Origin of the sequence: Paenibacillus sp. FSL E2-0190 (assembly GCF_037992965.1) — a bacterium.
Taxonomy (GTDB): domain Bacteria; phylum Bacillota; class Bacilli; order Paenibacillales; family Paenibacillaceae; genus Paenibacillus_AQ; species Paenibacillus_AQ odorifer.
The window spans coordinates 6,229,512-6,243,187 of record NZ_CP150306.1 but is presented as its reverse complement, the minus strand read 5'-3'; the positions used below and the strand labels follow the sequence as shown (position 1 = coordinate 6,243,187).

Annotated in this window: 11 protein-coding genes and 1 other annotated feature; of the genes, 9 read left to right on the top strand and 2 right to left on the bottom strand. The window is 45.0% G+C overall.

Annotated features, from left to right (window positions below; all coding sequences use genetic code 11):
* Window positions 1-114 precede the first annotated feature (114 nt).
* The 4 genes from NST25_RS27380 to NST25_RS27365 all read left to right on the top strand — a co-directional run bounded on the left by NST25_RS27380 (window position 115) and on the right by NST25_RS27365 (window position 6,146).
* Window positions 115-969 carry a copper amine oxidase N-terminal domain-containing protein gene (locus tag NST25_RS27380; protein ID WP_340392903.1) on the top strand — a complete coding sequence of 285 codons (855 nt, stop codon included), beginning with the start codon at window positions 115-117 and terminating at the stop codon, window positions 967-969.
* 55 nt (window positions 970-1,024) lie between these two features.
* Complete coding sequence (locus tag NST25_RS27375) at window positions 1,025-2,581, top strand: SAM-dependent methyltransferase (protein ID WP_076185463.1); 1,557 nt, start codon at window positions 1,025-1,027, stop codon at window positions 2,579-2,581.
* 45 nt (window positions 2,582-2,626) lie between these two features.
* Window positions 2,627-2,887 (top strand) — a binding site (T-box leader).
* A gap of 81 nt (window positions 2,888-2,968) precedes the next feature.
* A complete protein-coding gene (locus NST25_RS27370) occupies window positions 2,969-4,648 on the top strand; it encodes a glutamine--tRNA ligase/YqeY domain fusion protein (RefSeq protein ID WP_340392901.1) in 1,680 nt (559 codons plus the stop codon).
* A gap of 205 nt (window positions 4,649-4,853) precedes the next feature.
* On the top strand, window positions 4,854-6,146 hold the full coding sequence (locus NST25_RS27365; protein ID WP_076303107.1) for an Nramp family divalent metal transporter: 1,293 nt from the start codon (window positions 4,854-4,856) through the stop codon (window positions 6,144-6,146).
* 94 nt (window positions 6,147-6,240) lie between these two features.
* Here NST25_RS27365 and NST25_RS27360 read toward each other — a convergent pair whose 3' ends face one another.
* Window positions 6,241-7,389 (bottom strand): N-acetylmuramoyl-L-alanine amidase, encoded by a 1,149-nt coding sequence (locus NST25_RS27360; protein ID WP_076303106.1) that lies wholly within the window; start codon window positions 7,387-7,389, stop codon window positions 6,241-6,243.
* Between the two features lie 149 nt (window positions 7,390-7,538).
* On the opposite strand from NST25_RS27360, the gene NST25_RS27355 reads away from it, so the two are divergent.
* Together NST25_RS27355 and NST25_RS27350 are read left to right on the top strand one after the other, a co-directional pair.
* On the top strand, window positions 7,539-8,546 hold the full coding sequence (locus NST25_RS27355; protein WP_179086322.1) for a TIR domain-containing protein: 1,008 nt from the start codon (window positions 7,539-7,541) through the stop codon (window positions 8,544-8,546).
* Complete coding sequence (locus tag NST25_RS27350; RefSeq protein ID WP_036680302.1) at window positions 8,543-8,782, top strand: hypothetical protein; 240 nt, start codon at window positions 8,543-8,545, stop codon at window positions 8,780-8,782. Before NST25_RS27355 ends, NST25_RS27350 begins: the two co-directional genes overlap by 4 nt.
* 61 nt (window positions 8,783-8,843) lie before the next feature.
* Here NST25_RS27350 and NST25_RS27345 read toward each other — a convergent pair whose 3' ends face one another.
* A complete protein-coding gene (locus NST25_RS27345) occupies window positions 8,844-9,929 on the bottom strand; it encodes an LLM class flavin-dependent oxidoreductase (RefSeq protein WP_340392899.1) in 1,086 nt (361 codons plus the stop codon).
* Between the two features lie 246 nt (window positions 9,930-10,175).
* Here NST25_RS27345 and NST25_RS27340 point away from each other — a divergent pair, with 246 nt between their 5' ends.
* From NST25_RS27340 to NST25_RS27330, 3 genes are all read left to right on the top strand, one after another.
* Window positions 10,176-11,528 carry a PQQ-binding-like beta-propeller repeat protein gene (locus NST25_RS27340; RefSeq protein WP_340392898.1) on the top strand — a complete coding sequence of 451 codons (1,353 nt, stop codon included), beginning with the start codon at window positions 10,176-10,178 and terminating at the stop codon, window positions 11,526-11,528.
* Between the two features lie 164 nt (window positions 11,529-11,692).
* Window positions 11,693-12,976, top strand: a complete 1,284-nt coding sequence (locus NST25_RS27335; RefSeq protein WP_036680299.1) for an ArsB/NhaD family transporter — start codon at window positions 11,693-11,695, stop codon at window positions 12,974-12,976.
* 90 nt (window positions 12,977-13,066) lie between these two features.
* Window positions 13,067-13,270, top strand: coding sequence for a hypothetical protein (locus NST25_RS27330; protein WP_340392896.1), 204 nt, complete (start codon window positions 13,067-13,069; stop codon window positions 13,268-13,270).
* Window positions 13,271-13,676: the final 406 nt, after the last annotated feature.

Sequence of the window (13,676 nt, the reverse complement as noted above, 5' to 3'; positions counted from 1 at the left end):
AATGCTGTCTTTTATGATGGATAGCAGAAGTGGTACAAGTTGACATGTGTAGGGTCATCATTGATTATTACTAATAGAGGCTAAGGTTCTAGATGAACTGGAGAGGGGTTTGTGATGATTCACATCAAGGAGTCCTTACAACGATTAGGGAAAATAAAAGCTTACGTAATAGGTCTATTAGTGATTATGTTCGCCGCGGGATCTGCGGTTACACCTACATCGGTGTCGGCAGCTGTCCAGTTAGGGACACAGGTAATGCCACTGTCATACGGGGGATATTACGTGCTTTTTCCAGGTAAACTCGCCCCTTATTTCAAAGCAGGTAAATTAATGGTGCCGATTCGAGCCTTCTCCAATGCGATTGGCGCAGATTTGCTCTATGACGCTCTGAGCAAGAGTATTACTGTTTCACTGCTGGACCGATCGGTAGGAAATATTAAAGCAGGGCAGCTAGAGGCAGATTTTAATGGGGAGACCGTAGATTCATTAGGCGTTGCTCCAGAGATAAAGGATGGCACTCTGTTTGTTCCGGCGTCCCCCATTTTAGAAGGGCTTAAGTCTTTTCGCTGGGAAGTGCAATTTAATAATGTGAATAAATTAACCCTTGGTATTGGAGCCAGAAAAGGGGAGGAATGGGTGAAGCCTGAGGCAGATCGTGCGCTTGCTCCTTATCCACTCGAAACGACAACACATCCGTATCCGTTATATCCTACTATGCTAACGCAGGCTCAATCCGGGAAAGAATATAGATTGACCTTAGGCGTGCAAAATACCTCCGGATTCATCATCCCTAAAGGAAACGCGGAATTAGAGCTGGTGAGTGTGGACAGTAAAGGGAATTCTTTTTATCAAACGTTGAAAGGACCTGATTCCTCAACCTCCAAGGCGGCATTATTATCATTTTCCGTTACCATTCCAACAGAGGCTGAATACGTCATTTTCAGGTCACGCACCTTGAGAGCGCAATAAGGCAATTGCTATAGATTATTCCAACAAGCTAGACAGAGAGCGGGTAAAGAAACAGATGACAGGTAACAAAGAACAGCAATATCGCTTCAGCGAAGCACCGATTTGGGAATTGCAACGAACATATTATGAAGAGCAGGGATTAAAGGCTTGGAATAATGATCAGGTCCCGCAGTACATCACGAGTAACCCTATGATTGCGACAGCATACGCAGAGATGATCTTTGGATTTCTGCAAGACCGGGCTGGACAAGGGAATCTCTCAGAGACCGTTACGATTCTAGAACTTGGAGCGGGAGCAGGCCGGTTAGCCTTCCATGTGCTTAAAAAGTTATGTGAAATCGTAGACTACGCAGATATTCCTCTTCCTCCTTTTCGTTATGTGATGAGTGATTTGCCTTCCAAAAATATATCCAGCTGGCAGCAGCACCCGAGCCTACTTCCTTACGTAGAGCAGGGTATTTTGGACTTCGCTCGTTTTGATGCTGTGCAGGATGTAGAACTACATTTAGTACACGCTAAGCTCAGCATTCGGCCGGGTGATTTACAGCAGCCATTGGTGATTGTGGCAAATTACTTTTTTGACAGCATTCCGCAAGAATTAATTTATGTGGATGAAGGAAAAATATATGAATGTGAGGTTTCGATCCAGTATTCGGCGGAAGTTGATCCGGATAACCCCTCCGATGCGCTCGGCAAAATCATCCCGCAGTACCATTATCGGCGTGCGGCTAGTTATGAAGAGGAGACTTATCCCTATCATGACGTTATAACGCTTTATCAGCAGAAGCTGGAGGATTCACATATACTCTTTCCGGTGGTGGGGCTTACTTGTCTGGAGCGGCTTGCGCGGCTCTCTACAGAGGGATTCGTGCTGCTTACAGCGGATAAGGGAGACCATCGCTTAGAGAACTGGGAATTTGCAGAACCTCCATTGCTGATTCATCACGGAAGCTTCTCTTTGACCGCGAATTATCATGCGATAGAGCATGTGCTGAAACAAAAAGGGGCGCATTCAATATTCACCAGTCATCACTATAAAAACCTGAACATCGGCTGTATTCTTATGCTACCAACACCGCTGAGCTATACAAACACTCGGCTGGGTTACAAGCGGTTTATAGAACGTTTTGGCCCGGATGATTTCTTTAGTATGAAGGAATGGATGGATCAGCAATTAGGTACGATGGGGCTGCAGCAAATTTTGGCCTTTTGGCGTTTGGGTGGGTATGATGCTGAATGGTTTATCCATAGCGCTGAACAAATTTCGGAGCTGCTGCCGGGTGCCAGTGATGAAGAAATGCTGGATCTACAGCGAGGTATACAGTTGATGTGGACGGGCTATTATCCGATGGAACAGAGTTATGATCTGTCGCTAGATGCGGGGTTGCTGCTGTATGAAATGGATAAATTTGCGGAAGCATTGGGTTACTTAGAACGCTCCATGCATGCGAGCACGGAAGAACCATTGGCATCAGTGCTGTATAGCATGGCAATTTGTAACTACGAGCTAGGAGCTGAAGCTGCTGCATTGGAATACGCGCGGAGAGCTTTGGCTGCAGAGCCTGACAATGAAGTAGTATTGGAGCTCCTAACGGCGCTTAGCGGGGAATAAGCACATTTACATAGGGTTATCTTTTTGGTATCCTATACAAAATAATCAAACGCGATGACGAGAAGAGTACATGAAATCATTCCTTCACAGAGAGCCCTGGATGATGAGAACAGGGTAAGGGGGATTTTATCGAAACAAGCCTCTGAGCGGCATATCGGAACCGGACTAAGGGGATGGTATGACGGGAGCTCCTGTTATAGAGCTAGAGTATAAGCACTGCGCAAGATGTTTTGCCGTACTTGATGAGATTAATATGGCGACATATTAATGAACCTGGGGTGGTACCGCGAGAATTTCGTCCCCAAGACCATAAGTCTTGGAGGTGAGGTTCTTTTTATTTTGCAGATTAAGCAGGCGGATATCACTTATAAACAGGAGGTAACACCAATGAACGAGGAACCGGAAGTATTATCAGTGAGTTACATCGACAGATGGATTCAAGAAGAGCTGGAAGCAGGGACTTACAGTAGAGATATATGCACGAGATTTCCACCGGAGCCTAACGGGTATCTGCATATTGGCAGTGCGTATGCTATTCATACGAACTATACGACTGCGAAAAAGTATGGCGGGAAGTTCCATTTGCGCTTTGATGACACCAATCCTTTAAAAGAGGATCTGGAGTATGTAAATGCCATCATCGAAGATATTCAATGGATGGGCTATCCACCGGACCATATTTTTTATGGATCAGACTATTCTGAGAAAATATACAATAGCGCAGTTACGTTAATCCGAAAAGGAAAGGCGTATGTCTGTGATTTATCACCTGAAGAGGTGACAGCCTATAGAGGGACGCTTACGGAGCCGGGAAAAAACAGCCCGTTCCGGGAGCGTTCTGTGGAAGAGAATTTGCGGTTATTTACGGAGATGAAAGCTGGAGATTATCCAACGGGAGCCAGAGTGTTGCGGGCTAAAATAGATATGAGCTCACCTAATATCAACTTACGTGATCCGGTGCTTTACAGAATCATTCATGCGGAGCATTATAGAACGGGTAACGAATGGTGTATCTATCCGATGTATGATTTTGCCCATCCTATACAAGATGCTATCGAAGGGATTACGTATTCCTTATGCTCGATTGAATTTAAGGATCATCGGCCGCTCTATGAGTGGGTATTGAATGAGCTGGATATCCCTGAGGCTCCTAAGCAAAGAGAGTTTGGACGGGTGAACATCACCGGAGTTGTGACGAGTAAACGGTATATCAGACAACTGGTTACAGGCCATTATGTGGATGGCTGGGATGACCCGAGACTTCCTACGCTTCGCGGTTTACGCAGAAGAGGTTTTACGCCGGAGAGTATCCGGAATTTTGTGAAGGAAATTGGCTTTGTCAGAAATAGCACCATCGTGGATATTGCCATGTTAGAGCATGCGCTTAGACAAGATTTGAAGGCAAAGGTTCCAAGTGTGATGGCTGTTCTTAAGCCTTTAAAAGTGGTCATTACTAATTATCCTGAAGATCATAATGAATGGCTGACGATTGAGAATAACAGTGAAGATAAGTCACTTGGAGAAAGAGAGGTTCCTTTTTCACGGATCCTTTATATTGAACAAGAAGATTTCATGGAGGAGCCGCCAAAAGGTTACCACAGGCTGACTATGGGGAACGAAGTAAGGCTAAAGGGTGCTTATTTCATAAAGTGCAATGAAGTAATCAAGGATGAAGTTACAGGAGAAATCCTAGAACTTCGCTGCACCTATGATCCGAGAACGAAGAGCGGAAGCGGGTTTAATGAACGGAAGGTTAAGGCAACCATTCACTGGGTATCGGCAGACCATGCTATCAAGGCTGATGTTCATCTATATGAGCGTCTGCTGAAAGATAACGACGGTCCTAAAGAAGACGGTGAGCGCTGGGACGAGTATCTTAATCCGGATTCCTTAACGGTCCTGAAGGATTGTTTGCTGGAGCCATCAATGGGCAACGCAAGGCCAGAAGATAAATTTCAATTGATCCGGCACGGATTTTTCTGTGTGGATAAGAAGTATACCACGGCAGATAAGCTGGTGCTGAACCGGATAGTACCGCTCAAGGACACATGGAAGAAAAATTCATAAGCAGCTTAAGCTGGGCGAAGATCGGGTAATTCCTGATCATCGTCCAGCTTTTTTTGTGCCTAGTCGTTGGTGAACAAGCAAATGAAAATTCCATATGAAACATGTTTACATTTTTCAGAAATAAGCATATACTTTAAATATAAGTTGCACAGGGGAAACTTTCGTGTATATAGACAACTTTTTCAGGGCAAGAGGAGGAATTGAAATGCTCGAACAAACTTTAGTAGAACAACCACATATAAAACAACATAAGAACTCGGTTTCAGCACAAGCCGTACTTAACGGGGAGATCAAAGGGATTAAACGATTACTTCCTTTTCTAGGCCCAGCTTTTATCGCTGCTGTTGCTTATCTGGATCCAGGTAATTTTGCCACCAATATTACGGCGGGCTCCAAATATGGATATCTCTTATTGTGGGTGATCGTGGCCTCTAATCTAATGGCTGTGCTAATCCAAGCGTTATCCGCCAAGCTGGGGATTGCGACAGGCAAGAACTTGCCTGAGATCGCTCATGATCGTTTTCCGAAGAGTGTATCTATCTTCTTATGGATTCAAAGTGAGCTAGTGATTATAGCTACGGATCTGGCAGAGTTTATCGGGGCGGCATTAGGACTATATCTCTTATTTGATATTCCCATGCTGCCAGCAGCACTGATTACTGCGGTGGGCTCATTTGCTATCTTAGAGCTGCAACGCCGGGGATACCGCTCCCTAGAGGCAGGGATTGCTGCGATGATCCTTATAGTCGTATTAGCCTTCGCTTTTCAAGTTATTGTAGCTAAACCGGATATGGGAGCAGTTGCCGTAGGCATGTTTACACCTAAGTTTGAAGGGGTGGACAGCATCCTATTGGCCGCAGGAATTCTAGGTGCAACCGTGATGCCACATGCGATTTACCTGCATTCATCACTTACACAGAACCGTATCGTCGGGGTGAATGAATCGGAGAAAAAACAGATTTTCAAATTGGAATTTATAGATATTATTATTGCGATGATTATCGCAGGTGCAGTAAATCTGGCTATGGTTATTGTCTCCGCGGCATTGTTTTTCAAAAATGGTCTCGTGGTTGAGGATCTGGATGTCGCGTTTCAACAATTTGGTCACTTAGCTGGGCCAGTAACGGCGATCTCGTTTGGGTTGGGACTACTCATTGCGGGACTGTCGAGTTCCTCCGTAGGGACTATGGCTGGCGATGTGGTTATGCAAGGCTTCATCAACAAAAGAATTAACCTGTACTTGCGCCGTGCGATTACCATCATTCCGCCACTAGCGATCATTGGTTTTGGTGTGAATCCAACCAAAGCACTCGTGATCAGTCAGGTGATCCTGTCCTTTGGGATTGCGTTCGCGTTGATTCCGCTGGTTGTGTTTACAAGCAATCGCCAGATTATGGGCGGGTTAGTGAATCGCAAAGTGACAGCCACTCTGGGCTGGATTATCTCCGGTCTGGTTGTATCGTTGAACTTGTTCTTGGTCTATCAAATGCTCGTATAAGGAAGCAGTCAAAAGAGCCCAACCCACAGATCTCCTCAGATCATACCTGAGAGATACATGGGTCGGGCTTTTTTTGGAGTGTTGTTCCAGCCAGTTATTTAAAATAATCCGCAACGCCTTCAGCGATGGCTTTAGCCGCTTTTTTCTGATAGGAGGCCTTGCGGACAATGGACTCGTCTGTAGGATTGGTAAGGAATCCAAGCTCAACCAAGGTAGCTGGAATCCGATTCTCCCTTAGGATGTGATAATCGCCAAAGGACAACCCGTTGCTTTTCAGACCGATGCCTTGCCCCAGTCGGGTTTCAATCGCCCGCGCCAGCTTCAAATCATCCGCTTCTGAATAAAAGAAGGTCAACGTTCCGGACACATTTTTAGGTGAAGAATTATAATGAACGCTTACAAAAGCATCAGCACGCAGGGCTTGGCTCATCTGAACACGACGAGCTAACGTCGGCTTCTGATCGTCTCGGGTGCGCGTCATCTCTACCCGTGCTCCTTTAGCAACAAGAGCATCGCGGACATAAAGTGCAGTATGCAGATTCAAATCTTTTTCCATGGTGTTATATGTAGTGCCAAGCATGCCCGGATCACTGCCGCCATGACCAGGATCGATGACGATCAGCTTTCCTCGTAGTCCGCCTTTATGCTGGACGGTGCTTATGCTGCTTGTACTGCTTGATGTGCTTCCACTTCGGATATACTGCTCTGCCACCCAACCGGTTTCACCGCTGACTGTGCGAATTCGAGCCCAGCCGTTCTGATGAAGAAGGAGAGTGACTGTATCCTTGGCTTTTAAAGAACCGAGCACCTTATAGTGAGTTCCTGGGCCACTTCGGATGCGCAGAGAATCAGCCGTGACTGTAGCCTTTGAAGTTCTACTAGAAGTATTGGCTGATGTTGACGAGGCAGTATTGGTTTTAGTAGCAATAGACGTTCCAGAAGCGCTGGATTGCAGGGAGTTGCTGTTCACCTTTTTTAGGTAATAACCCGCTACCCAGCCAGAGGTGCTCCCCGCTTTAACCTCTAACCATCCATGCTGCTCATCAGTCACAGTAACCCGAGCCCCATTCTTAATTGATCCTACAACAGTTGCATTCTTAGCCGGTTCATCGCGTACATTTAAAGAACTCGCATATACCTGTGCGGTATAACTTCCCGCTGCTGTCTTTGCTTCAGCAGACTGTGGCGCTGCTATACCCAAAAGGCAAGCTGTGAGCAGGGTGACACCTATCATTTTGTTCATAGTATCCTCGCTTTTTGAGAGTAGTCGTAATTCCTTACCCAATTTACGAGGTTTAGAATAATATTTTTTGAGAATATGGCCTCTTTTCTGGTGGTCTAAAGACTTGTATAATTATTACATATCGGGAAAGAGGATGAAGGAGCATTGCCGTGACTAAACCAAAGCTATTCATTGGATCTTCCAGGGAGTCTATACGTTATGCAAGAGCGATTCATGAGCAGCTGAAGAGGGATGCTGAAGTGCATCCTTGGTATGCCAACGCTTTTCGGGCGAATGAATACACTATGGAGGCGTTGGAGCGAAATTTGGATGAGAGCGATTTTGCCGTATTTGTGTTCTCGCCAGATGATGTCGCCAAAATCCGTGGTAAATATTATTATGTGACCCGCGATAATACGGGGTTTGAAATGGGTTTGTTTTGGGCTAGATTACGGCGCAGCCGTGTTTTTTGTCTAGTGCCTGATCAGGTAACTGCGCGTGATGATCTCATCCCTGGAGAAAATGTAGAAGAATATCATCTGCTATCTGATTTAGCGGGAATTACATCTTTAGAGTATGAAGTACATCACGATAATCCTACGGCTGCTGTGGATGTGAGCTGTGGTAAGATTATTGATAGTATTCAAGAGCGTGGAAGATTCCGTGACCCGCTTAAAGATTTAGAGCAGCTAAGGATGGATTTAAGGCGCAAGGAAAGTATCCTTCATTTTTTTTGGCAATATAATAGTAATGTGACCATCTCCGAGAATGGAGAGAAGTATCACGCACTTAGTGAGGCGATACGCAATTCCTTTTTACCTCCGAAGCATTGTCGTGTAATCGGTGCAGCCATCTGGCAGGCACAAGAGAAGGAACAACTTGTTCAGGTGGGGGGGAATGTCGGACGCGGTCACTCCTATCCCTTGTCTGTAACGAAAGGGAATGAGAAGCAGCCTAGTGTGGTAGATGCATTTTTATCGAGTAAATGGACTTTTTTTCAACGCACGGAAGTTGCAGAGGTATATATCCTATGCTATCCTCTAGGTAAGAAGTATGTTCTTTCCGTTCATTTCTCAGGAAGTGATGGATTATCTGCAGATGATCTTAAGGCGGTAGTTGGGAATAATCAGGATTTATTCCGTACCATCAATCATTTAGTAGGAGAGGATTCAGCATGAAGAGAATAAAAGGTATTAACAGCTTATCCGATGCTGTTCTCCGATCTGCGAGTGGTGGGAGCAGGAGTGCAGGCGGCGATGACAAAAGCACCAAAAGAAAAGCAGGCTCGAGTCATTCTGCTCAGCAGCCAGCTTCAGCTCAGATTTATACTGCACCTTCTTTGGACGGCGGAGACGACGAATATAAGAAGCTTATCAGCGGAAAAGTAGATAATAATAAACCATCCTTTGCGTGATTTTTTTTATAAAAAGGGGGCCTCAGCCGTTGGCTTGAGGGCCCCTTTTTGGTATTCCATTCTAACGGCTGTTCTTCTTGGCGATCTCACGCCGTACGACAGGTGCAACCTCTGTTGCCAAAAGTTCAATGGCTTTGGCTACCTTAGCGTAAGGAAGGCCGCCGATATCGAGCTGAGTCATAAAGCGGCTATGACCGAACAGCTCATGCTGATAGAGAATTTTTTCGATAATTTGCTGCGGGCTGCCCACAGCCATCGTGTTATCAGCAGATACATATTGCCCAAAGTCCTCACGAGACACCTTGTACTCTTGACCCGGTTTTGGACTGATAGAGTTACGGTAACTATAGTAGTAAGAGTAATATTCATCCAAAGCCTGCTGTGAGGTTTCAGCAATGTAGCCGTGGCTAGTGATCGCAATCTTTAGATCCTCAGGTGGATGTCCTGCTTGAATTCCGGCACGCCGATAGGTTGCGGCAAGCTCTTGAAAAGGCTCTGGACTGCCGCTTAGGATGGCGATAGCCATTCCGGTCCCGAGCATCCCGGCCTTCTCCGCGCTTTCTGGAGAACCGCCTACACCAATCCAGAGCGGAAGATTCTCTTGCAATGGACGTGGAGCAATCTCCGAATCCTTCAGAGATGAACGGAAGGAGCCCTCCCAGTTCATAACTTCATGTTTGTTAAGCTCCAAGAGTAAATTGATGTTCTCGGAGAATAGACGGTGATAATCTTCAAGCTCATACCCGAAGAGCGGAAAAGACTCCACAAAAGCACCACGCCCCGCAATAATCTCTGCACGTCCATTCGACAGCAAATCAAGTGTGGCGAAATCCTCGAACACCCGTACAGGATCAATGGTACTTAATACGGTTGTTGCGCTCGTTAGTTTAATTCTGTTAGTAACCTGAGAAATGGCAGCCAGCACCACTGGCACCGAAGAAATTACAAAATCAAGACGGTGATGCTCACCTACACCAAATACATCAAGTCCCGCCTCATCTGCCAGCTTAGCTGCAGCTACAACTTCGTCGAGACGTTGTTTTGGACTGATCTTTTTCCCTGTATGACAATCCGCTACGATGTCTCCTAAGGTATAGATACCAAATTCAAAATCGGATGCTGGTGCTGCGGTTGCTTCGTTACTCATGCTCACAAACCCCTTGTTATTCATATATTTGCTAAAGCCTGTCCGTGTATGGAGGAATGTGATTATTATAACACAATGACTTACAAAATGTAAGTTTGTGAGTAAATGTTTTGATTTCTTCTATTGTTTTTGACAAAATGGAATAATAATCCATAAGGATTATGTCCTGCTCGTCCAATATTATTATATTTGATTTTAAGAAGCTATCCAAATGAGGCAGTTACTTATACGAGGAGGAGTTTGGTGGTGAGAGGAACAATATTGAAATCTTATCTTCGTACTGCAGTTATTGGTTTAGGGGTATTGCTTATGGTAAATCCGGTACAAGCAGCTGCGGTTGATCCACACACCTCTTTTATAGGCTCGAATGGTGATGATTACTATGCAAACCTGCCTGCTGCGAAGGTTGAATGGTCAACAACAATGGATTTGCCAGCTTTGAAAGATGTACCGTCGGATTATATCATGGGTAAGGGTGTTGTTGCAGTTGGCGCGGGCAAAGCTTTTATCCTTCAAAAGGGTCAGCTTTTAGCGATTAACGTCCAGACTGGAAAAGTAATGTGGAAATACGGCTCCAAATTAAAAACGCCGCTGCTCTATCAGGATGGCGTGGCTTACGTCACTTCGGAGGCAGGTACGATCTATGCAGTTAACGCGGCTACGGGCAAAAATAAATGGAGCTCATCGGCGACCAGTAAAGGTGTTAGTAAATTGGTAATTGATAAAGAGCAGCTATTTGCTGCTAATGGCGATATTCAAGCCTACAATCTGAAAGATGGCAAGTTGCAGTGGCGCGATAATTTCAGCGAAATGCTGTTTGAACCATTTATGGTTGAGGGGAATCTGGTGCTAGCTCAAAACTCAGAATCCGGAGCATATACGTATGACATTTTACATGCGTTTGATCGAACAACAGGTAAAGAGCTTTGGAGTAGTGATAATCATAGTCTTCCGATTGCAGCAGATGGGACTACGCTTATCTCACAACGGGAAGCTACATTGGTAGACCCTCTTCCTTTGACGACACTCGATCATTTGGATATGAAGACAGGTAAGCTTGTAAAGGCTGTAGAGTATAACCCCGCTCATATAGATCCTAATCATCCGAAACCAGAAGAAGAATATATGACTAGCGGAGGCAGAGCCTGGATCATTGGGGACAGGATATATATTGGGGGACAAAAAGGAGTCTATGGCTACCCAGTAAATGTTGATCCAGCTGCCGTAACACGAGATAATTATTCGTATGAATCCATCGGAGCTAAGTTATCCTACGCGGCGGGTCCTTATGATGGAAGAATTCTTTTTAGTAACGAACAGAGCATCTATGGTGTTAAAATGTCTAATAAATCTGTGTTCCAGTACGGAGGAATCAGCAATCCGATTGCCCGCTTCGATCTGCTCGGACATGGCATGTATGTTGCCCAGACCGATGGGAAATTGGTTGCTATTGATCTAATTACCGCCAAACCGATCGTGCAGCTCAAAACATCTGGTAGAGTATTCGGCCCAACCTTGCTGGAGGATGGGATGATTATTGTGCAGAGTAAAGGGAAGTTAACTGCTTTCAAGGAGCCTCAGGCTCTGAAAATGAAATAATCGAATCCACAACGGCTCTCCGATAAACATCCGGCAGAGTCGTTTTTTAGTGGAATGATTCCACAATCCCAGTGCGAAAAATACAAATCTATTTTATGATAATAAGGTTATAGGATGAGTAGACTGTAAGTTAACGAAATTACATAGAAGGACCGAGGGATATTATGGAACAGCAAGCGGTTTGGGCGATAGGTATTTTTCTGCTGATTTATGGACTTATTATTTCCGAAAAGATTCACCGTACCATTCTGGCGATGTTAGGAGCTATCGTCATGATAGCGATGGGCATTGTGGATCAGGAGACGGCACTACAGCACATCGATTTTAATACTATAGGATTGCTTGTAGGGATGATGATGATTGTAGGGATTACCGCTGAGACGGGTCTCTTTAAATACGCAGCTGTGAAATCAGCTAAGTTGGCGAAGGGGAAGCCGAAGAGAATACTGATTGCTTTGTTTGTGATTACCGCAGTGGCTTCGGCCTTTTTGGATAATGTGACGACAGTGCTGCTTATGGTGCCAGTCACCTTCAGTATTACAAGACAACTGCGCATACACCCGCTGCCTTTTTTGATGTCACAAATTATCGCATCTAATGTAGGGGGAACGGCAACCTTGATCGGAGACCCGCCTAATATCATGATTGGCAGTGCGGTTAAGGAGCTGACCTTCATGGCTTTTATTAGCAATCTGACACCCGTGATTATCATCATTGTTTTGGCGTATATCCCGCTGCTGTTATTGATGTTCGGTAAACAAATTAAAACTACACCTGAACTGCAGCAGAGCATCATGGACATGGATGAGAAGGTTATGATTACGGATCATAAGCTGCTGCGAAAATGTTTGATCGTACTGGCAATTACGATTGCCGGGTTCTTTTTACATCAGGCGTTACATTTGGAGTCCGCTACGGTTGCGCTGGCTGGTGCATTTTTACTGCTGCTGCTGACCGGAGGGGAACATATGCTGGAAAAAGCTTTTCACAGCGTGGAATGGATTACGATCTTCTTTTTTATCGGACTGTTCGTGTTGGTGTCAGGGCTTGTAGAGACAGGTGTGATTGCAGAGCTGGCAGCAAAAGCGATTGAAATAACGAATGGTGATGTGCTGATGAGCTCAATGATGATTTTATGGGTCAGCGCCATTACCTCGGCATTTCTGGATAACATCCCTTTTGTAGCAACTATGATCCCGCTGATTCAGGAGATGGGCAATATGGGGATCAGCAATTTGGAGCCGTTATGGTGGAGTTTGGCTTTAGGCGCTTGTCTGGGTGGGAATGGCACATTGATTGGTGCGAGTGCTAATTTGATCGTGGCGGGTTTGGCAGGAAAAGAGGGGTACCCGATTACATTCATGAAGTATTTGAAGGTCGGATTTCCTTTAATGCTGTTGTCCATTGTGATCTCCAGCGTGTATTTATATTTAAGATATCTGATGTAAGCAGCGTTACTAAGAGCCGGGGGAGCGATATGCTTGAAGTGATATTTTGAAACGGTAGAAGTTGTGGAGGAAGTAGAAGGAGTAGGAGTAGTGGAAGTAGTGGAAGTAGTGGAAGTAGTGGAAGTAGAGGAAGTAGAGGAAGTAGAGGAAGTAGAGGAAGTAGAGGAAGTAGAGGGAGTAGTGGGAGTAGTGGAAGTAGAGGAAGTAGTGGGAGTAGAGGGGGTAGAGGAAGTAGTGGGAGTAGAGGAAGTAGCGGAAGTTGAGGAAGTAGTGGAAGTAGATGCAGAAGTATAAGTAACAAGTGGAGGCAAAATGCAGATTTTGAAGCGGTAGACATAGGTTGGAGTGACGGTGGGAGCATATAAGTGTATTTTGTACAGTTATAACTCATCGAATAAATTGTCCCCAAAAAATAGCTGTATTCAGTACACTTATTTTCATGATTTCCTCAGCTAAAGGTGATTTTTCTGGATTTTAATTGTATAGAATACAGTTATATTCAGGACAACCCCTTTTTTATACGAAATAAGTGTACAGAATGCAACTAAATCAAAGATTGGGTTTAGATTCGGTAATTAAAATATACGGGAGGGGATGCGGAGGAGTTATTCCGAGGTTTACCCAAAGTCGACTTAACCCTACGCAATGCAGATAAACAAGCAGGCAGTGTTTCTCCAATATCTGGAGGCTCACTGCCTGC